This window comes from Enterobacter mori (genome assembly GCF_025244905.1).
GTDB lineage: Bacteria > Pseudomonadota > Gammaproteobacteria > Enterobacterales > Enterobacteriaceae > Enterobacter > Enterobacter mori_A.
Map to the genome: position 1 here is coordinate 2,716,115 of NZ_CP104285.1, position 20,131 is coordinate 2,736,245.

General features: G+C 53.5%; 23 protein-coding genes and 1 riboswitch. Of the genes, 12 read left to right on the top strand and 11 right to left on the bottom strand.

From position 1 onward, the window contains the following. Positions 1–73 precede the first annotated feature (73 nt). The gene (locus tag N2K86_RS12800; RefSeq protein WP_008500498.1) at positions 74–418 is read left to right on the top strand and encodes a RidA family protein; all 345 of its coding nucleotides are present in this window, start codon (positions 74–76) and stop codon (positions 416–418) included. A gap of 5 nt (positions 419–423) precedes the next feature. Here the strand turns inward: N2K86_RS12800 and N2K86_RS12805 are convergent, their stop codons facing one another. Further along, positions 424–606, bottom strand: coding sequence for a YoaH family protein (locus N2K86_RS12805; RefSeq protein WP_025756884.1), 183 nt, complete (start codon positions 604–606; stop codon positions 424–426). Positions 607–667: 61 nt separating this feature from the next. On the opposite strand from N2K86_RS12805, the gene pabB reads away from it, so the two are divergent. The 4 genes from pabB to N2K86_RS12825 all read left to right on the top strand — a co-directional run bounded on the left by pabB (position 668) and on the right by N2K86_RS12825 (position 5,856). Then, on the top strand, positions 668–1,996 hold the full coding sequence (gene pabB / locus N2K86_RS12810) for an aminodeoxychorismate synthase component 1 (protein WP_260658848.1): 1,329 nt from the start codon (positions 668–670) through the stop codon (positions 1,994–1,996). Positions 1,997–1,999: 3 nt separating this feature from the next. After that, positions 2,000–2,578, top strand: a complete 579-nt coding sequence (locus tag N2K86_RS12815) for a CoA pyrophosphatase (protein WP_108417604.1) — start codon at positions 2,000–2,002, stop codon at positions 2,576–2,578. Positions 2,579–2,762: 184 nt separating this feature from the next. Continuing rightward, positions 2,763–4,127, top strand: coding sequence for an L-serine ammonia-lyase (sdaA, locus tag N2K86_RS12820; RefSeq protein ID WP_260658850.1), 1,365 nt, complete (start codon positions 2,763–2,765; stop codon positions 4,125–4,127). A 130-nt stretch (positions 4,128–4,257) separates the two neighbouring features. Beyond that, entirely contained in the window at positions 4,258–5,856 is a 1,599-nt protein-coding gene (locus N2K86_RS12825) for an EAL domain-containing protein (RefSeq protein WP_260658851.1), read from the top strand. Between the two features lie 6 nt (positions 5,857–5,862). On the opposite strand, the gene yoaE is transcribed toward N2K86_RS12825, so the two are convergent. Together yoaE and N2K86_RS22665 are read right to left on the bottom strand one after the other, a co-directional pair. Beyond that, positions 5,863–7,425, bottom strand: a complete 1,563-nt coding sequence (gene yoaE, locus N2K86_RS12830) for a CNNM family cation transport protein YoaE (protein WP_260658852.1) — start codon at positions 7,423–7,425, stop codon at positions 5,863–5,865. After that, the gene (locus tag N2K86_RS22665; RefSeq protein WP_407065231.1) at positions 7,413–7,622 is read right to left on the bottom strand and encodes a protein YoaL; all 210 of its coding nucleotides are present in this window, start codon (positions 7,620–7,622) and stop codon (positions 7,413–7,415) included. Before N2K86_RS22665 ends, yoaE begins: the two co-directional genes overlap by 13 nt. A gap of 264 nt (positions 7,623–7,886) precedes the next feature. Between N2K86_RS22665 and manX the strand changes: the two genes are divergently transcribed. The 5 genes from manX to mntP all read left to right on the top strand — a co-directional run bounded on the left by manX (position 7,887) and on the right by mntP (position 12,054). Further along, positions 7,887–8,849, top strand: a complete 963-nt coding sequence (manX, locus tag N2K86_RS12835; protein WP_010432678.1) for a PTS mannose transporter subunit IIAB — start codon at positions 7,887–7,889, stop codon at positions 8,847–8,849. Between the two features lie 47 nt (positions 8,850–8,896). Then, positions 8,897–9,697: a PTS mannose transporter subunit IIC gene (gene manY / locus N2K86_RS12840; protein WP_008500490.1), complete on the top strand. Its 801-nt coding sequence runs from the start codon at positions 8,897–8,899 to the stop codon at positions 9,695–9,697. 12 nt (positions 9,698–9,709) lie between these two features. Next, a complete protein-coding gene (locus N2K86_RS12845) occupies positions 9,710–10,561 on the top strand; it encodes a PTS mannose transporter subunit IID (protein WP_023324862.1) in 852 nt (283 codons plus the stop codon). 70 nt (positions 10,562–10,631) lie between these two features. Beyond that, positions 10,632–11,090 (top strand): DUF986 family protein, encoded by a 459-nt coding sequence (locus tag N2K86_RS12850; RefSeq protein ID WP_260658853.1) that lies wholly within the window; start codon positions 10,632–10,634, stop codon positions 11,088–11,090. Positions 11,091–11,287: 197 nt separating this feature from the next. Continuing rightward, a riboswitch (yybP-ykoY riboswitch) is annotated at positions 11,288–11,478 on the top strand. Positions 11,479–11,487: 9 nt separating this feature from the next. Further along, complete coding sequence (gene mntP / locus N2K86_RS12855) at positions 11,488–12,054, top strand: manganese efflux pump MntP (RefSeq protein ID WP_221550384.1); 567 nt, start codon at positions 11,488–11,490, stop codon at positions 12,052–12,054. Here mntP and rlmA read toward each other — a convergent pair. The 7 genes from rlmA to mgrB form a co-directional block, all read right to left on the bottom strand. Beyond that, complete coding sequence (rlmA, locus tag N2K86_RS12860) at positions 12,051–12,866, bottom strand: 23S rRNA (guanine(745)-N(1))-methyltransferase (RefSeq protein ID WP_260658854.1); 816 nt, start codon at positions 12,864–12,866, stop codon at positions 12,051–12,053. The two genes, mntP and rlmA, sit on opposite strands and share 4 nt — an antisense overlap. A gap of 68 nt (positions 12,867–12,934) precedes the next feature. Further along, positions 12,935–14,635: a peptidoglycan glycosyltransferase FtsI gene (gene ftsI, locus N2K86_RS12865; protein ID WP_407065232.1), complete on the bottom strand. Its 1,701-nt coding sequence runs from the start codon at positions 14,633–14,635 to the stop codon at positions 12,935–12,937. Between the two features lie 236 nt (positions 14,636–14,871). Then, on the bottom strand, positions 14,872–15,081 hold the full coding sequence (gene cspE / locus N2K86_RS12870; protein WP_001062678.1) for a transcription antiterminator/RNA stability regulator CspE: 210 nt from the start codon (positions 15,079–15,081) through the stop codon (positions 14,872–14,874). A 12-nt stretch (positions 15,082–15,093) separates the two neighbouring features. Further along, positions 15,094–15,237, bottom strand: coding sequence for a DUF2627 domain-containing protein (locus N2K86_RS12875; protein ID WP_052302290.1), 144 nt, complete (start codon positions 15,235–15,237; stop codon positions 15,094–15,096). Between the two features lie 526 nt (positions 15,238–15,763). Further along, on the bottom strand, positions 15,764–16,753 hold the full coding sequence (locus N2K86_RS12880) for an MBL fold metallo-hydrolase (protein WP_260658856.1): 990 nt from the start codon (positions 16,751–16,753) through the stop codon (positions 15,764–15,766). Positions 16,754–16,781: 28 nt separating this feature from the next. Beyond that, complete coding sequence (locus tag N2K86_RS12885; RefSeq protein WP_010432660.1) at positions 16,782–17,072, bottom strand: YebO family protein; 291 nt, start codon at positions 17,070–17,072, stop codon at positions 16,782–16,784. Between the two features lie 74 nt (positions 17,073–17,146). Further along, positions 17,147–17,290 carry a PhoP/PhoQ regulator MgrB gene (gene mgrB, locus N2K86_RS12890; RefSeq protein ID WP_221550389.1) on the bottom strand — a complete coding sequence of 48 codons (144 nt, stop codon included), beginning with the start codon at positions 17,288–17,290 and terminating at the stop codon, positions 17,147–17,149. Positions 17,291–17,449: 159 nt separating this feature from the next. Here mgrB and N2K86_RS12895 point away from each other — a divergent pair, with 159 nt between their 5' ends. Then, positions 17,450–17,689, top strand: coding sequence for a YobH family protein (locus N2K86_RS12895; protein WP_029485125.1), 240 nt, complete (start codon positions 17,450–17,452; stop codon positions 17,687–17,689). Between the two features lie 63 nt (positions 17,690–17,752). Here N2K86_RS12895 and kdgR read toward each other — a convergent pair whose 3' ends face one another. Then, positions 17,753–18,544, bottom strand: coding sequence for a DNA-binding transcriptional regulator KdgR (kdgR, locus tag N2K86_RS12900; protein WP_010432655.1), 792 nt, complete (start codon positions 18,542–18,544; stop codon positions 17,753–17,755). A 178-nt stretch (positions 18,545–18,722) separates the two neighbouring features. Between kdgR and N2K86_RS12905 the strand changes: the two genes are divergently transcribed. After that, on the top strand, positions 18,723–20,096 hold the full coding sequence (locus N2K86_RS12905; protein WP_260658857.1) for an MFS transporter: 1,374 nt from the start codon (positions 18,723–18,725) through the stop codon (positions 20,094–20,096). Positions 20,097–20,131: the final 35 nt, after the last annotated feature.

The following is a 20,131-nucleotide window of genomic DNA, read 5'->3' on the forward strand; positions in this document are numbered from 1 at the left end:
CCCAAATAGTGACGTCAGGTGCACAATATGGCAGTCTTGCCGCCTGAATACGCAAAATAACGAGGAAACGTTTATGACGATTGTGCGCATTGATGCCGAAGCCCGCTGGTCTGATGTGGTGATTCACAACCAGACGCTCTATTACACCGGTGTACCGGCTAATCTGGACGCCGACGCCTTTGAACAGACGGCGAACACCCTGGCGCAAATTGACGCAGTTCTGGAAAAACAGGGCAGCGACAAATCGCGCATTCTGGATGCGACGATTTTCCTGGCAAACAAAGACGATTTCGCGGCAATGAACAAAGCCTGGGATGCATGGGTGGTGGCGGGTCACGCGCCTGTACGCTGCACCGTACAGGCCACGTTGATGAAACCGGAATATAAGGTCGAGATCAAGATTATCGCGGCGGTGTAGGCCCGTTACTCTTCCTCTTCATCCTCAAAGCGCGCCACGATCCGCTCGCCGGTATGGGTGGCGCGCAGTTCTTCCGCCACCTGAGAAATCGCCTGTCCGCTGCTCATCCCCTGGGACATCAGTTCCTGAATTCGCTCGACCGCTTTCTGCTGCTGTTCATGGCTCAGAGAAGGTAAACCTGCAAACATCGTCAACTCCTGCTAAATTATTCGCGCTAATTATTTCACGCTGCCCGGTAGTATGCCACACATGAACATGCGCTTCCCCACTGTTATGACCTTGCCCTGGCGTGCTGATGCCGCTGAGTTCTGGTTTTCTCGCCTGAGCCACCTTCCGTTTGCGATGCTGCTGCACTCCGGCCATGCGGATCACCCCTACAGTCGGTTTGATATTGTAGTGGCCGATCCGGTCAAGACGCTGACAACCGATGACCTGTCGTCAACGGACGATCCGCTGAAGCAGCTTCAGCAAGATATCACCGCGCTGGGCCTCTCCGCCACGCCGCATCCCGACCTGCCTTTTCAGGGGGGCGCGCTGGGCCTGTTTGGTTACGATCTGGGTCGCCGTTTCGAAACGCTACCTGACCTTGCTCAGGATGATATTCCGCTGCCCGATATGGCGGTGGGGCTTTACGACTGGGCATTAATCGTCGATCACCACAGGCAGGTGGTGTCTCTCTTAAGCCATGCTGACGTGAATGCACGCCTGGCCTGGCTGGATGCTCAGGAGCCTGTAACATCGGTTGATTTTCAGCTAACCTCAGGCTGGCACGCCAACATGACCGAGAAGGAGTATGCGGAAAAGTTCGCGCGCGTGCAGGCGTACCTCCAGAGCGGCGATTGTTATCAGGTCAACCTTGCCCAGCGGTTCCAGGCAACCTATCAGGGCGATGAGTGGCAGGCATTTACCCGTCTCAACGCCAGCAACCGCGCCCCGTTCAGCGCATTTGTGCGTCTGGAACGTGGGGCTATCCTGAGTCTTTCCCCCGAGAGGTTCATTCATCTGGCAAATGGCACCATCCAGACCCGCCCGATCAAAGGCACGCTGCCGCGCCTTGCCGATCCGGCAGCTGACCGTCAGCAGGCCGAAAAGCTGGCCGCGTCGCCAAAAGACCGCGCCGAGAATCTGATGATTGTGGATTTAATGCGCAACGATATTGGCCGGGTCGCAGTACCGGGCAGCGTCCGCGTACCTGAACTGTTCGTCGTCGAGCCTTTCCCGGCGGTGCATCATCTTGTGAGCACCGTCACCGCACAGCTGCCCGCCTCGCGCACCGCCTGCGATCTGCTCCGCGCCGCGTTTCCGGGAGGCTCCATCACCGGCGCACCCAAAGTGCGGGCGATGGAGATTATCGATGAGCTGGAGCCGCACCGCCGCAACGCCTGGTGCGGCAGCATCGGCTATGTGAGCCTTTGCGGAACCATGGATACCAGTATCACTATCCGCACGCTAACCGCCTGCGACGGGAATCTGTACTGTTCCGCAGGGGGCGGCATCGTGGCCGACAGCCAGGTCGATGCGGAATATCAGGAAACCTTTGATAAAGTTAACCGTATCCTTCAACAGCTGGAGACCTGACGGGTGGAAAAAGAGAACCTGACGCTGGATGATTTTTTGTCGCGCTTTCAGCTTTTGCGACCTGCGGTGAACCGTGAAGCGCTGAATCAACGTCAGGCAGCGGTGCTGATCCCGGTGGTGCGACGCGAACAGCCGGGCCTGCTGCTCACGCAGCGATCGCCACATATGCGTAAACATGCCGGTCAGGTCGCCTTTCCGGGCGGCGCAGTGGATAGCACCGATGCGTCGCTGATTGCCGCCGCGCTGCGGGAAGCACAGGAAGAGGTCGCGATTCCACCGGAAGCCGTCGAGATCGTTGGTGTATTACCCCCTGTCGACAGCGTTACCGGTTTTCAGGTCACCCCGGTGGTCGGCATTATTCCCCCCGATCTTCAGTATCACGCCAGCGTCGATGAAGTCTCTGCGGTGTTTGAAATGCCGCTGGAGGAAGCCCTCCGACTGAGCCGTTACCACCCGCTGGATATTCAGCGTCGTGGACACGACCATCGAGTGTGGTTGTCCTGGTATCAGCATTATTTTGTCTGGGGCATGACGGCGGGCATTATTCGTGAGCTGGCGTTGCAGATCGGCCTGAAACCTTGACTATACTTTACATTCCACCCTTTTCTGGCAGGTTTGCGATCGCTGTCGCGCTATTAGCAAAACCATCGTTAACCATTAGTTTAATTCATGTGAATAGTTAAGCCGAGGTTGGTGTTCCCTCTTACACTATGCGCAGTTATAACATCGTTACTGGAACCCCGGTAACCCTGTCAGGAGTGTAAAAGTGATTAGTATATTCGACATGTTCAAAGTGGGGATTGGTCCTTCTTCTTCCCACACTGTAGGGCCGATGAAGGCCGGTAAACAGTTCGTCGATGATCTGGTCGAAAAAGGATTACTGGAAAGCGTTACCCGTGTTGCCGTAGACGTGTACGGCTCGCTGTCATTAACGGGTAAAGGCCACCACACCGATATCGCCATTATTATGGGTCTGGCAGGTAATATGCCGGACACCGTTGATATTGATGCCATTCCGGCATTTATCCGCGACGTGGAAACGCGCGGTCGCCTGCTGTTGGCTAACGGCCAGCACGAAGTGGATTTCCCACAGGATGACGGCATGCGTTTTCGCAGCGACAACCTGCCGCTGCATGAAAACGGCATGACCATCCATGCGTGGAACGGCGAAAAAGAGATCTACAGCAAAACCTACTACTCCATCGGCGGGGGTTTTATCGTTGATGAAGAACATTTTGGCAAAGACAGCGTAGGCGACGTTAACGTGCCCTACCCGTTCAAATCGGCTACCGAGATGTTGGGCTACTGCAAAGAGACAGGCCTGTCGCTTTCCGGCATGGTGATGCAGAACGAACTGGCGCTGCACAGCAAGAAAGAGATTGAAGACTATTTTGCAAACGTCTGGCAAACCATGCGTGCCTGTATCGATCGCGGGATGAATACCGAAGGCGTATTGCCGGGCCCGCTTCGCGTGCCGCGCCGTGCCTCCGCGCTGCGCCGTATGCTGGTGACGACGGACAAGTTCTCTAACGATCCAATGAACGTGGTCGACTGGGTGAACATGTTTGCCCTGGCCGTGAACGAAGAGAACGCCGCCGGTGGCCGCGTCGTGACGGCGCCAACCAATGGTGCATGCGGCATTGTGCCAGCGGTACTGGCCTACTATGACCACTTTATCGAACCGGTGACGGCGGATATCTACATCCGTTACTTCCTGGCGGCGGGGGCGATCGGCGCGCTGTACAAGATGAACGCCTCAATTTCTGGCGCGGAAGTAGGCTGCCAGGGTGAAGTGGGCGTAGCCTGCTCCATGGCCGCGGCTGGCCTCGCGGAACTGCTGGGTGCAAGCCCTGAGCAGGTGTGCGTGGCGGCTGAAATCGGCATGGAGCATAACCTGGGGCTGACCTGTGACCCGGTGGCAGGCCAGGTGCAGGTGCCGTGCATCGAACGTAACGCCATTGCCTCGGTGAAAGCGATCAACGCCTCCCGTATGGCGATGCGTCGTACCAGCGAACCTCGCGTTTCGCTGGATAAAGTGATCGAAACCATGTACGAAACCGGCAAGGACATGAACGCCAAATACCGTGAAACCTCACGAGGCGGTCTGGCCATTAAGGTGCAGTGCGACTAATACTTCCCTTCGCCCATCTGCAACGGATGGGCGAATTTTAACGTCACGCCTCGTCTCATGATGTAATCCCCACTACACTTTCTCTGTTGCGTCCGGCTTTTGGGGCTGGTGGCTTACAGAGCGACCGTTCATGCAAAAAGCACAAGCGATCATTAAAGATTATCGCCGAAAACGCGTTATCGTCTGTGTCACGGTTGCGCTCCTTACGCTCATCCTGACGTTGGGCATTCGGTTTATTTCGCAGCGTAATGTCAATCAGGAGCGCATCCAGAATTTTGCCGACCATACGGTACACTCCCTCGAAAAAGTGCTGCTTTCACTGGAAAACCAACGCGATGTGTTACAGGCCCAGGTTGGACAGCCCTGCAGCCAGGCCCAACTGGTATTACGCAAGCAGGCGGCCATTCTGCAGACCGTCCGCTCAATTGCCCTGATTAAAGATGGACTTCTCTACTGCTCGAGTATTTTTGGTTCACGCAGCGTGCCCGTAAGCACGTTCCTGCCGATTTTTCCCGCGCAAGAACCCCGGTTGGTATTGTCGACCGACCAGTGGTTGCTGAAGGGCAGCCCGATCCTCATTCAGTGGTATCCGGCTTCAGGTGACGGCGAGGACGGGGTGATGCAGATTGTCAATATCGACCTTCTCACCAGAATGATCCTTGAACCGCAGCGACCACTGATTACCGATGTGGGTTTATCCGTCGGTAATCATTACCTGCGCTACGGTCAGCAGGTTACGGATACCCTGACGTTTGATGATGGCGATGTGCTTCTGTCGCTGGCATCCACGCGCTACCCCTTCAGCATCACCGTGAGCGGGCCGGGGCCAGGTTCACTAGCACTCAAAAATTTGCCAACACAATTACCGCTGGCACTGATGTTGAGCTTGCTGCTGGGCTACATCGCCTGGCTGGCCACCGCGCGTCGAATGAGCTTTACATGGGAAATAAACATGGGGCTTGCGGCGCGGGAATTTGAGCTGTTTTGCCAACCTCTGGTCAATGCCCGCACCCAGGATTGCGTCGGCGTTGAGATCCTGCTGCGCTGGAATAACCCTCGTCAGGGGTGGATCTCGCCGGACGTATTTATTCCTCTGGCAGAAGAACATAACCTGATTATTCCGCTCACCCGCTATGTCATCAGCGAAACGGTACGTCAGATAGGCTACTTCCCCACCACGTCCGACTTTCAAATCGGTATTAACGTGGCCGCCAGCCACTTCCGCCGCGCCGTCCTGCTGCAGGACCTGAATCAATCGTGGTTCAGTGCAAACCCGCCCCAGCAGCTGGTGGTCGAGCTTACGGAGCGCGACGCCCTGAGGGACGTGGATTATCGCATAGTGCGCGAGCTGCATCGAAAAGGCGTTCAGCTCGCCATTGATGATTTTGGCACCGGCAACAGTTCCCTCTCCTGGCTCGAAAAGCTCCATCCTGACGTGCTGAAAATTGATAAATCTTTTACCACCGCCATCGGGACCGATGCCGTGAACTCGACGGTGACGGATATTATTATTGCGCTGGGCCAGCGGCTGAATATCGAACTGGTGGCGGAAGGGGTAGAAACCGAGGAGCAGTCGCGGTATTTGCGTCGCCACGGGGTGCATATTTTGCAGGGATATTTCTTTGCGCGGCCAATGCCGCTGCGGGAGTTTCCGAAATGGCTGGCGGGAAGTTCTCCCCCGCCAGCACATCACAATGGACACATCGTGCCCTTAATGCCGTTACGCTAAAAAAGTTTACTCTTCTTCGTCGTGTGCAGATTGCTCTTTAACAATACGCACCATATCAACGCGATAGTCGTTGGCTTCCACAATGGTGATATGCAACGGCGGCAGTTCAATCACATCGCCGATACGCGGGATCTGACCGTTAACCGAAATCACAAGCCCTGCCACGGTGGCAATGTCTTCTTCATCGTTAATGACATTTTCCAGCCCCAGCGTGTGCGAGAGCGCGTGCAGGTCAGTAGTACCTTTGACCAACCAACCTTCGCCATCCGCAACGATTTCCGGCGTTTCGTCCGCATCCGGGAATTCACCCGCAATCGCTTCCAGTACGTCCAGCGGGGTGACAAGACCCTGAACCACGCCAAATTCGTTGGTGACGATAACGAAGCTACCGCGTGCGCGACGCAGCACGCCCAGCAGGTTGATGGGATCCAGCGTTTCCGGAACGACAATCGCAGGCGACGAGGCCGCAATGGCTTCCACGTTGACGCCCTCTTCCAGCGCCACCAGCATCTCTTTCGCACGGACCACGCCGATGATTTCATCCAGTTCGCCACGGCACACCGGGAACAGACTGTGCGGTGAAGAGAGGAGCTGCTGACGAATCTCGTCAACGCTCAGGTTGGCATCCACCCAGCTGATTTCACCGCGCGGGGTCATTATCCCACGCAAGGAACGGGAGGCCAGGGAGAGCACGCCGTTGATCATGTAGCGCTCTTCTTCAACAAATGCCCCTTCAGGGACTGGAACCGGGTTGCGGCTCTCGCTATCTGATGACTGCACGCTCACCTGGCGACGCCCCCCCATCAGGCGCAAAATCGCATCAGCGGTACGGGCGCGCAGCGGCTGGTTTGACTGCTGCTTAATGAAGTTGCGGCGCGCAATCTGATTAAACAGCTCAATGATGATCGAGAAACCAATCGCGGCGTACAGGTAGCCTTTCGGAATATGGAAGCCAAAGCCTTCTGCCACCAGGCTGAGACCAATCATCAGCAGGAAGCTCAGACACAGCACGACAACCGTTGGGTGCTGGTTCACAAAACGCGTCAGCGGTTTCGACGCCAGCAGCATCACCGCCATCGCAATGACGACAGCCGCCATCATCACCGGCAGGTGGTTCACCATACCGACTGCGGTAATGACCGCATCCAGCGAGAAGACCGCGTCAAGCACGACAATTTGCAGTACCACGACCCAGAAGCTGGCATAGCCCTTGCCATGCCCATCATCATGCTGCCGGTTTTCAAGCCGTTCGTGTAGCTCTGTCGTCGCTTTGAAGAGCAAGAATATCCCCCCGATCAGCATGATCAAGTCACGGCCGGAGAAGGTGTAATCCATCACGGAGAACAGTGGCTTGGTCAGCGTGACCATCCAGGAGATGACGGACAGCAGGCCCAGGCGCATGATCAATGCCAGCGACAGACCAATCAGACGTGCTTTATCACGCTGTTTTGGCGGCAGTTTGTCTGCAAGGATGGCGATAAACACCAGGTTATCAATACCGAGAACGATCTCCAGTACGACCAGCGTGAGCAATCCTACCCAGATTGACGGGTCCATTAAGAATTCCATGACAAGCTCCTGCTAAAGGAATGACAAAACGGTGCCCCACTCAATGTGGGCAAAACAGAGGCAAACAGAGACGAGATCTGGCGAGGATCGCCGGTGAAAAAGGCGCGGAATGGCCTGGTAGATAACTGACGTCGGTGACGGTCCATATAGCGGGCTGTAGCCCTGTACTCCTGAACAATTAAACGGAGGCTAAACATATCAGAGATAACGTCTTTTTAGCAAAGATTTACTTTCCTTTGCAAAAACGCAATAAGACTCAATTTTTGTTGATATTTTTCTGTATTGCGAAAGCTAAATTACGGATCTTCATCACATAAATTATTTTTTCACTGTCTAAAATAATTCGCGGAAGTCTTAGTTAATTTAACTCTAACCCTTATCTGAATCGATTCGGTTCGCCAATACGATTCTCAGTACGTCTGCCCGACAGGCGTATTAATGATAATAAAAGGAGGTAGCAAGTGACCATTGCTATTGTCATAGGCACACATGGTTGGGCTGCTGAGCAGCTACTCAAAACGGCAGAGATGCTGTTGGGCGAGCAGGAAAACGTCGGCTGGATCGATTTCGTTCCCGGTGAAAACGCCGAGACGCTGATAGAGAAGTACAACGCTCAACTCGCGAAGCTGGATACCAGCAAAGGCGTGCTGTTTCTCGTCGATACATGGGGCGGCAGCCCGTTTAATGCTGCCAGCCGCATTGTCGTCGATAAAGAGCACTATGAAGTTGTCGCCGGGGTGAATATCCCAATGCTGGTGGAAACCTTCATGGCGCGCGACGACAACCCGAGCTTCGATGAACTGGTGGCCCTGGCGGTGGAAACCGGGCGTGAAGGCGTTAAGGCGCTGAAAGCGCAACCGGTTGAAAAACCAGCCCCGGTCGCGGCGGCACCGAAAGCTGCAGCCCCAGCGAAACCGATGGGTCCGAACGATTATATGGTCATCGGCCTTGCGCGTATTGATGACCGTTTAATCCACGGCCAGGTGGCGACACGCTGGACCAAAGAGACCAACGTTCGCCGCATCATCGTCGTCAGTGACGAAGTGGCTGCGGATACCGTACGTAAAACCCTTCTGACTCAGGTTGCCCCTCCAGGCGTTACCGCGCACGTGGTGGATGTGGCCAAGATGATCCGCGTCTACAACAACCCGAAATATGCGGGCGAGCGCGTGATGCTTCTGTTCACTAACCCAACAGACGTCGAGCGCATTGTTGAAGGCGGCGTGAAAATTACCTCCGTAAACATTGGTGGTATGGCTTTCCGTCAGGGCAAAACGCAGGTCAACAACGCGATTTCAGTTGATGAAAAAGATATTGAGGCATTCAACAAGCTGAATGCACGCGGTATTGAGCTGGAAGCCCGTAAGGTTTCCACGGATCAAAAACTGAAAATGATGGATTTGATCGGCAAAGTTGGGAAATAAGCCCGCGCCGGTTTTTCACATAAAGCTTATGCAATAGGAGAAGTACAATGGAGATTACCACTCTTCAGATTGTGCTGGTGTTCGTCGTCGCATGTATTGCGGGTATGGAATCCGTACTTGATGAATTTCAGTTCCACCGTCCGCTGGTGGCCTGTACGTTGATCGGTGCCGTTCTCGGTGATATGAAAACCGGTATCATCATCGGTGGTACCCTGGAAATGATCGCCCTCGGCTGGATGAACATCGGTGCAGCGGTTGCGCCCGATGCCGCGCTGGCATCGATTATCTCAACCGTTCTGGTTATTGCCGGTCATCAAAGTATTGGTGCCGGTATCGCCCTGGCAATCCCACTGGCTGCAGCAGGCCAGGTTCTGACCATTATCGTGCGTACTATCACCGTTGCCTTCCAGCACGCGGCGGATAAGGCGGCCGAAAACGGCAACCTGACGGCGCTATCCTGGATCCACGTGTCGTCCCTGTTCCTGCAGGCGATGCGTATCGCGATCCCGGCGGTTATCGTGGCGATCTCTGTCGGTACGAGTGAAGTCCAGAGCATGCTGAACGCCATTCCAGAAGTGGTCACCGGCGGTCTGAACATTGCGGGCGGCATGATCGTGGTTGTCGGTTACGCGATGGTCATCAACATGATGCGCGCAGGCTACCTGATGCCGTTCTTCTACCTCGGCTTCGTGACCGCAGCCTTCACCAACTTCAACCTGGTTGCTCTGGGTGTGATTGGTGCAGTGATGGCGATTCTCTACATCCAGCTCAGCCCGAAATATAACCGCGTCGCGGGTGCCCCAGCGCAGGCTGCTGGTAACAACGATCTCGATAACGAACTGGACTAGCAGGTGAGCGAAATGGTTGATATGACAAAAACTACCACTGAGAAAAAACTCACTCCGAGTGATATTCGTGGCGTGTTCATTCGTTCTAACCTGTTCCAGGGTTCATGGAACTTCGAACGTATGCAGGCGCTGGGCTTCTGCTTCTCTATGGTACCGGCAATCAAACGCCTGTATCCGGAAAACAACGAAGCACGTCGTCAGGCGATTAAGCGTCACCTGGAATTCTTTAACACCCACCCTTACGTCGCAGCCCCGGTTCTTGGGGTGACACTGGCGATGGAAGAACAGCGTGCGAACGGCGCAGAGATTGACGATGGTGCTATCAACGGTATCAAAGTCGGCCTGATGGGGCCGCTGGCCGGTGTCGGTGACCCGATCTTCTGGGGCACCGTCCGTCCGGTCTTCGCCGCACTGGGTGCCGGTATCGCAATGAGCGGCAGCCTGCTTGGCCCACTGCTGTTCTTCATCCTCTTCAACGCAGTACGTCTGCTGACCCGTTACTACGGCGTGGCTTACGGCTACCGTAAAGGCGTGGATATCGTTAAGGACATGGGCGGCGGCTTCCTGCAAAAACTGACAGAGGGGGCGTCAATCCTCGGCCTGTTTGTGATGGGGGCATTGGTTAACAAGTGGACGCACGTGAACATCCCGCTGGTGGTCTCCACCATCACCGGTCAGGATGGCCAGACGCGTGTGACTACCGTGCAGACAATCCTGGACCAGCTGATGCCGGGCCTGGTACCGCTGCTGCTGACCTTCGCCTGTATGTGGCTGCTGCGTAAGAAAGTGAACCCGCTGTGGATCATCGTTGGCTTCTTCGTCATCGGTATCGCGGGCTACGCTGTCGGTCTGCTCGGCCTGTAAGGAATGACCTAATACCCTGACGGGTATATACACCGGGGGCTTGCCCCCGGTCTTTTTATCTGGAGGATGAATGACTGTCACGGACATCGTACTGGTTTTATTTATTGTTGCCCTTATGGCTTACGCGATCTATGACGAGTTCATCATGCCCCGCCGTCACGGCGAGACGCTGCTTTCCCTTTCCCTTCTGCGACGCGGGCGCGTTGATGGGTTCATCTTCGCGGGCCTCATCGTCATTCTGATTTACAACAACGTAACCAGCAACGGTGCACTATTAACCACATGGTTATTATGTGCGCTGGCATTAATGGCGATTTACCTGTTCTGGATCCGCTCGCCAAAGCTCATTTTTAAAAAACACGGATTCTTCTTCGCCAATGTCTGGATAGAATATAACCGTATTAAAGAGATGAATTTATCCGAAGACGGTGTGTTGGTAATGCAATTAGAACAGCGTCGTCTGCTGATTCGGGTCAAGAATATTGATGACCTTGAAAAGATATCCAGGTTACTCCTTAAAACTCAATAAGTTATTATTATAGCATCGGCTATAAAGTACGATATTCGCGTGCAGACAATATAGCCGTTGCTATATCCATCCTCTTCTTAACTTATATTTATTAACGATATTTTCACGCATAAATCTAAATGAAAATCGTTATCAGAAAAGCAGCTAAATTAAGCCTGCTTCGTTGTTGTTTTATATTCTCAAAATATGTTAAGGTTGCGCCCGTCGTTGGGGAGTAGCCGATTTCCTGTTCTCAGGAAATGTACGTGTCAACATACTCGTTGAAAAACGTGGCGCGTACGGATCGCTTTCAGCACATTTCAGGTGTGTTGCGATCAGGCGAGACCATAGATACATCAACTGCTGTTTACTGGGGGCAGTGATGTGTCATATGGATATCCCCGGTCTGGACGCTGTTATGAACATCTCCGCTACGATCCTTCTTGCTTTTGGCATGTCCATGGACGCATTTGCTGCTTCCATCGGAAAAGGCGCCACGCTCCACAAACCTAAATTCTCAGAAGCCCTGCGTACCGGCCTGATTTTTGGTGCTATCGAAACGCTAACGCCGCTTATTGGCTGGGGACTGGGGATGCTCGCCAGCCAGTTCGTGCTGGAGTGGAACCACTGGATTGCATTCGTCCTGCTGGTGTTCCTGGGGGGGAGAATGGTTATCGAGGGTTTTCGCGGTAACAGCGATGAAGATGATGAGCCACAGCATCGCCACGGCTTCTGGCTGCTGGTCACCACGGCGATTGCCACCAGCCTCGATGCCATGGCGGTCGGTGTCGGTCTGGCGTTCCTGCAGGTCAATATTGTTGCAACTGCACTGGCCATCGGCTGCGCTACGTTAATTATGTCAACGCTGGGGATGATGGTGGGTCGGTTTATCGGCCCGCTGCTGGGCAAGCGAGCCGAAATTTTGGGCGGTATCGTGTTAATCGGTATTGGCGCTCAAATCCTCTGGGCGCATTTCGCCGGTTAAACCTCGCGCTGCCAGACGTGGATACTGAAATCAGTCTGGCAGCGAAAAACGGTCTGCTTTGATAACGTTTCCCACACCTCTGGTTTTGCCCGCCATGCGAACGGCGTCATCTGCAGCAACGCTACGGCCTCCTCCCCATTGAGATCCATTTCATACGCCACAGTGTGTTCCTGTTGCAGCATAAAACCCGGCAGCTGTTCAGAGTGAGGCGCGTGCAAACGTACTTCGTCGTAAATCAGCCCTTTCAATTCCATCAGATGCCGTGGTCCTGGCGTGACGGTGATCACCCAGCCACCCGGTTTCACCACGCGCGCCAGCTCTTCCGCTTTGCAGGGAGCATAGATACGGATAATAGCGTCCATGCTGGCGTCGTCAAACGGCAGCCGGTGGCTGGATGCCACACAAAACGTCACGGCAGAATAGCGTTTTGCCGCCGCGCGAATCGCCACTTTTGCCACATCCAGACCAAACGTCTCCGCGCCCTTCTCGCGGGCAATCTCTGCAAACGTTGCCGTGTAGTAGCCTTCGCCACAGCCGATATCCAGCACAGCGGTAGCATTATCAGGCAGGTGATGCGCCAGTAACTGTGCAACGGTATCACGAAGCGGCTGGTAATGTCCTGCATCCAGAAACGCACGGCGCGCCTGCATCATCTCTGCACTATCACCCGGATCGCGGGAGCGCTTGTGCTGCACAGGGAGAAGATTCACGTACCCTTCCTTCGCCATATCAAACTGATGTCCCTGCGGACAGGTAAAGCTTTTCTCTGAGCGCAGCAGACGCGCATGGCAAAGGGGACAACTGAAGGACATGACAACTCCGGGGGCATAAACCAAAGGGCGAAGTGTACCGCTATTCGCCCGTCTTATAAACGCCTGGGTTAACGCATGACGATAAGGTGGGCAGAATCCGCCGGTAGACCATCCGGTCTCACATTCTCCAGACGCAGCACGTTGCCCATAATTTCGCTGAACACCGGCGCGGAGACGGCACCGCCGTAGTAGGCGCCGTTTTGAGGATCGTTAATGACAACCACCAGCGCAAAGCGCGGATCGCTGGCAGGCGCAACGCCAGCAGTATAGGCGACATATTTATCGACATATTTCCCGCCGTCATCAATCTTCTTCGCCGTCCCGGTTTTCACCGCCACGCGATAATCACGCACTGCGGCCTTAACACCGCCGCCACCCGGCAGTGCAACGCTTTCCATCATATGTTCGACTTCATGCGCAATCGCCTCTGGCATCACCCGGTGCCCCATAACGGGAGGATCAATGCGGGTAATAGAGAGTGGGCGCTCAAGACCAAAGCCACCGATAGTGGCGTAAACATGCGCCAGTTGAAGCGGCGTAACCATCAGGCCATAGCCGAATGCAAACGTCGCCCTGTCGAGCTGGCTCCAGAATTTACGCTGTGGCAATAGCCCCGCACTTTCCCCCGTTAAGCCAAGGCCAGTGTTTGTGCCGAAACCAAAGTTTCGGTAGGTATCGATGAGGTGCTGGACCGGCATCGCAAGAGAGAGGCGTGATACGCCCGTATCGCTCGATTTTTGCAGAATGCCGGTCATCGTCAGTTCCGGGTAGTAGCCCACATCGCGGATACGGTGCCCATCAAGCGTGTACGGGTGGGTGTCAATCACGCTGTCCGGCTGTACCAGCCCCTGCTGCAGCGCCGTCATCAGCACCAGCGGTTTGACGGTCGAACCCGGTTCGAAGGTATCGCTGATCGCACGATTACGAAAATCGTTTAACGTCGCCCCTTCCCGGTTGTTAGGGTTAAAATCCGGATAGCTTGCCATCGCAAGAATTTCGCCCGTCTGAATATTGATTAATACCGACGCCCCCGACTCGGCTTTATTCCACGCCACCGCATTATCGAGCGCATCTTCGGTGATAGTCTGCAGACGCTCATCAATACTCAACTGAATGTTATGGGCAGGTACGGGTGCAACTTCCGTCAGATTTTCAACCACGTGCCCGTAGCGGTCTTCCCTCACCTGTCGGACGCCAGGCTTGCCCATCAACTGGGTATTGAAACTTTTCTCAACACCTTCAATTCCTTGCCCATCAATGTTGGTAAAGCCAATAAGATTGGCCGCCACATGTCCCGCAGGGTAAAAGCGGCGGGATTCATCGCGTAAATTAATGCCAGGCAGGTTGAGTTTGTCGATCCACTGCGCCTGTGAAGGATCGACCTGCCGGGCCAGGTAAATAAACCGTCCCTGCGGATTGCTGTTTATTCGCGACGACAGCGTGCTCAGAGAGAGATGCAGCGCATTGGCCAGCGCCTGCCAGCGGTCGTCAAACCCTACGCCACCTTTTGCCAGTACCGTTTTAGGATCGGCCCATACCGCCCGGACAGGCACGCTCACCGCCAACGGCCTTCCCTCGCGATCCATGATCATTCCGCGCGGAGCATCAATGGCGACCTCACGCAGCGAGCGCATGTCCTCCTGCTTAACCAGATTGTCAGGTTTAACGATTTGCAGCCAGGCCACCCGTCCCAGCAAAAAAGCCAGACTGCAAAAAATAGCAAAACAAAGCAGAGCAAAACGCGCCGGAGTGAAGTTTCCGGTGGTCATTATGGTTTTCTTTTTCACCTGAGCCTCAGGGCTGTTGATCAACGCCCTGATTTAACGGGAAAAACCGATCTGAAGGAGGGGAAACAATGCTAATAACTTCGGAGCTTTGCAACAAGTTACTAACAGGAAGAGGAATGGTAATATTTTGAAAGATAACAGAATAAAAAAGCCCCGCGATAAGCGAGGCTTTATGTCTGAGATTGAAGTGCCAGGCACTTCAGTCAGCAGTGGTTCGATCAGATAGCAGTTACGTTAACTGCAGCTGGGCCTTTCTGGCCGTCCTGAATTTCGAACTCAACGTTCTGGCCTTCAGCCAGAGTTTTGAAGCCATTACCCTGGATTGCAGAGAAGTGTACGAACACATCTTTGCTGCCGTCAGCAGGAGTAATGAAACCAAAACCTTTAGACTCGTTGAACCACTTAACTTGACCTTTAATCTTTGCCATTTGCAAAATTCCTTAGAGTGTTTTCTTAGCCCGCAGGCTTGACTGAGATAAAACTGAGACATTACTGCATGAGGCACTAATATAAGGTTCGGCAGAGAAGCGGTATTCAACGACAACGTGTTTACTCAGGACTTCTTTACTGAAAATGCCACACATAAACAGAACTGTACCTCGTTTGACCCAAAACGTGTTATCACACACAACGATTAATATGGCAAGCCATTTTTAAACGTGTCTCGATCCGCCGCACAAATTCAAACACTGCCCTGGTATGATCCGCACACTTATGCGCAACGATCATGGACAGCGTATGTTCTTTACACCGCCACTGCGCTATTACCGCAAGCGCTGTTATCTAAGACTTTTTTACCATAGACCATACATTTCTTGCCGTCCAGATACAGGGACAACTTTCTTTAGGACATTGATTGATTTAGAACATTTTGTGAAAACTTATGCTCAAATCATTCCAACGCGTCGGTAATGGACAATGCATATTTGGTGTTAATAAACATACTGACACTGCATTAAAAATCACCAGTGAATAAAGAATATGATGCACCAAAATAATGAAATTTTTATGACTCTGCCTCAAAACAAGGCAAGCAAAACGTTTCGATAAAAATAAAACAATCCTGAAGGCCTATAAATACAAAATATATGCAACTGTTACGCGCATTGTTTAAAAGGATAAATATTCGCCAATTTTCAGTATCATGAAGGAATTATTAACCGGTGCTACATTATTAAGTGCCTGAGTTAACGCCTGGACTGGTTCATCAAGGGATTCATCTGCCAGTTCAAACACGCCCCAATGGATGGGAAAGGCCAGGGGTTGGCCGAGCTGCTGCCATAACGCCACGGCAGACTGCGGGTCCATATGATGGACCGCCATGAACCATTCTGGTGCATACGCGCCAATCGGCAACGCGGCGGCGTCAATTTTACCCAAACGTTCGGGTATCGATAACAACTCCGGCGAATAGCCCGTATCACCGCTGAACCAAAAGCGGTGCTTTCGTCCCTCAAAGACCCAACCACACCATAAGGATCGATTCCGGTTCCAGGGGGTACGCATACTCCAGTGCTGCGCCGGAACGGCTGTCAGGGTAATTCCCTGCCAGGTCATGCTCTGCCACCAGTCGAGTTGTACGATGTGCCTGGCTCCGCGACGGCGAAACCAGTCTGCCAGACCTAAAGGAACAAACAGCATTACGTCTGGAAAACGCTTCAGGATACGGCGAATGGTTGCATCGTCGAGATGATCGTAGTGATTATGCGAGATAACCACAGCATCAAGCTGCGCAAGTTGTTCAACAGACAGTGCAGGAGGTGTTTTTCGCAGCGGTCCGGCAAAAGGAAGCGGAGAAGCGCGTCGTGAAAAGACCGGGTCGGTCAGAATGGTGTTGCCATCCATCTGCACCAGCAGACTCGCGTGTCCAAGCCACCAGACGCCGTCGCCTTGTGGCTGGTCCAGTTCGACCGGTTGCCACCACTGGCGTATGAAATCGTCATAACCCAGCGCAGGCGGTTTAGGTAAACCTGCCGCTTTCCGCGCCTTACGCCAGCGCTCAACATCGCCGGGCTGATGTCCTACAGATGTGGTATTGCGAAAGCCATTCGGCGTGTGATGGAGCCGGGAGGGGTCATACCAGGGATTTTTCCAGACCACGGCCACCTCCCGCGAGTTACATTACCGATTATCGTTCAGCCACCAGACGGATAAAGTCGTCTTCATCTTCTTTGTCTGCAACGACCGCTTCTTTAGGGGCTTCTTTCTCTTCTGGTTCGTTTGCTTCGCACAGACGGCGCAGCAGCGCATTTTGGCGCTTTTGCTGATCGAGCAGCGCTTCAAGCAACTCAATTTGCTCGTTCGTGCGCGAGCTGGCACGGTTGACGAAAAACCAAATGACCAGCCCTGCGACAAGAATAACCAACGAGACCATCAGGGATGCCAGATTTAGCAGCCCTGAATTCATTAACTCACCCATTTCACCACCTCAATAAAAACGCCCATTTTACCACTGGCGCGAAGGAAGGAAATGACCTTAGGAAAAAATGCGTCTTACCACGGAATAAACTGGTTGATTGCGCAAACGCCGCTAAAAAACTGTACATCCTGATCGCACATCACGTTGATAGTCTGTGTCCACAGCACCACACATGCCACCAACACGATAACCAGAATTACCCAGCGTATTTTTTTCACTCCACTCTCCGTTTTATGACCCGAGGCAGCCAGGTTATCACGGCTATCTTAAACAGCGTCTAACTGTACCCTCATCAAACTCTTTTCGGAATCGTGCACTTGTTTCAATGAATAAACAGGTTAGGCTAAATGCATGACAACAACGATAAAGAGGCAATGATGCATTTAATCATTCGGACTATTATTGCACTGGCCGTTCTCTGGACTGGCCTTCTGTTAACCGGATATGGCGTGCTTGTGGGGAGCACCGAGAACGCCGCAGGATTAGGTATCAAGTGTAAATATCTGACTGCCCAGGGCATGAGTACCGCGCAGTATATCCACTCGGACAGTGGGATCATCGGTTTGACCAACTGCCCAGTCCTGCGTAAATCGTCCGTTGTGATTGATAATGGCTAAATTTCGCTGAACCACATCCATGAAAAACGCCGCAAATGCGGCGTTTTTTTATCTCTGCCAGGGTTAAAACGGATAATCGTTATAGCCCATCTGCTCAGAGATTTTACGCGCGGCGGTATGAAGAATAGCCACGTACTCATGCAGTCGTTCTTCGGAGAAGCGCAGCGTCGGGAATGAGATACTCAGGCCGGCAATAACAACACCGAAGCGGTCGAACACAGGTACGCCAATGCAACGCAGCCCTTCTTCCTGTTCTTCGTTATCTTCCCCGTATCCCTGCTCACGCACTTTATCCAGCACCGCTAATAGCTCATCAGTGGTGGTGATGGTGCGCTCCGTGCTGCGTTTGTATTCTACGCCAGAGAGGATCTGTTCCACCTCTTCACGGTCGCGCCATGCCAGCAGTACTTTACCAATGGCGGTACTGTAGAGCGGGTTACGGCGACCAATGCGCGAATACATGCGCAGGTTATACATAGAATCAATTTTATGGATGTAAACAATGCTGTCCTCATCCAGTGCGCCAAGGTGGACAGTTTCTTTTGTCAGACGAGAAAGTTCGCGCATTTGAATATCCGCACTGCGGATCAGATCAACGTTTTGCAGGGCACGGGCACCCAGTTCGAACAGCTTCAGCGTCAGCGAGTATTTTTCAGATTCGCCTTCCTGCGCAACATAGCCCAGTGACTTCATGGTTTGCAAAAAGCGATAAACGGTGCTTTTCGACATCATCACACGCTGCGACAACTCTGTAATACCAATTTCACGCTCTTCTCCGAGCGCCTGTAAGATGCCAAACACCTTCAGCACGGAAGAAACAGAATCTGGCTGCTTATCCAAATCTGCAATTGCCATTTATCACCTCATGGAGAGTGTTTTATAAAAATCAGAACCGGTTTTTATTATAAATTCCCCTCATGCTAGCTGCAATCAATCCTCGTTTACTTCGTTACAAATCTGCGACATAAAACGGAATTAACAGTGCTAAAATAGTTACCCTGAGAATAATTTCCTACCGAGCTATTCACCCATAATGCAAAAAATCCTTTCCGATGGTCTGCCTTTGCCCCAGCGTTACGGCGCTATTGCGACGATTATCATCGGCATTTCCATGGCCGTTCTCGACGGTGCCATTGCTAACGTTGCCCTGCCAACAATTGCCAGCGATCTGCAGGCCTCCCCCGCCAGTTCAATCTGGATCGTCAACGCTTACCAGATAGCTATTGTGGTTTCGCTGCTCTCATTCTCTTTTCTGGGCGACATGTTCGGCTATCGCCGGGTTTATCAGTGCGGGCTGATGGTTTTTACCCTGACCTCACTCTTCTGCGCCCTTTCAGATTCGCTGCACACCCTGACGATAGCCCGTATTGCCCAGGGTTTTGGCGGCGCGGCGCTAATGAGCGTCAACACCGCGCTGATCCGCTTAATCTACCCTCAGCGCCATTTAGGGCGCGGTATGGGAATCAACTCCTTTATTGTCGCGGTCTCTTCTGCCGCCGGACCGACTATTGCGGCGGCCATTCTTTCTGTCGCCTCCTGGCAATGGCTTTTCGCCATCAACGTGCCGCTTGGCATCGTCGCGATCGTTTTTGCCCTGCGCTATCTCCCTGGTAATGGCCCGAAAAGCACCATGCCCCGCTTTGATCTGCCCAGTGCGGTAATGAATGCCCTAACCTTTGGCCTGCTGATCACTGCTCTGAGCGGGTTTGCTCAGGGTCAGTCGTTAGCGCTTACCGGCGCAGAACTTGCCGCTCTGCTGGTTGTAGGCTTTTTCTTTGTGCGTCGCCAGCTTGCACTGCCGGTACCATTGTTGCCGGTAGACCTGCTGCGTATTCCCCTTTTTTCACTCTCTATTTGCACCTCGATCTGTTCGTTCTGTGCCCAGATGCTGGCGCTGGTTTCCCTGCCCTTCTTCCTGCAGAGTGTGGTCGGTCGTTCTGAGGTTGAAACCGGGCTGCTGTTAACGCCATGGCCGCTGGCGACGATGGTGATGGCCCCGCTGGCCGGGTATTTGATCGAACGCGTGCATGCCGGACTGCTGGGTGCAATCGGGCTGGCAGTGATGGCAACCGGCTTGTTTGCCCTGGCTCTGCTTCCCTCATCGCCTACGGATCTGGATATTATCTGGCGCATGATCCTGTGCGGTGCGGGTTTTGGTCTGTTCCAGTCGCCAAACAATCACACCATTATCACTTCCGCACCGCCCCATCGCAGCGGGGGAGCCAGCGGCATGCTCGGCACGGCGCGCCTGCTGGGCCAAAGTACCGGTGCTGCACTGGTTGCGCTGATGTTTAACCTTGCCGGGCAGAATGGTAACCACGTTGCGCTCCTGACCGCAGGGTTCCTTGCTACCCTCGCGGGCATAATTAGCGGACTTCGGATCGCCCAGCCCGGCGTGAAGGCATAAAAAAAGCCGGGCGGAGTACTCTCCAGCCCGGCTTT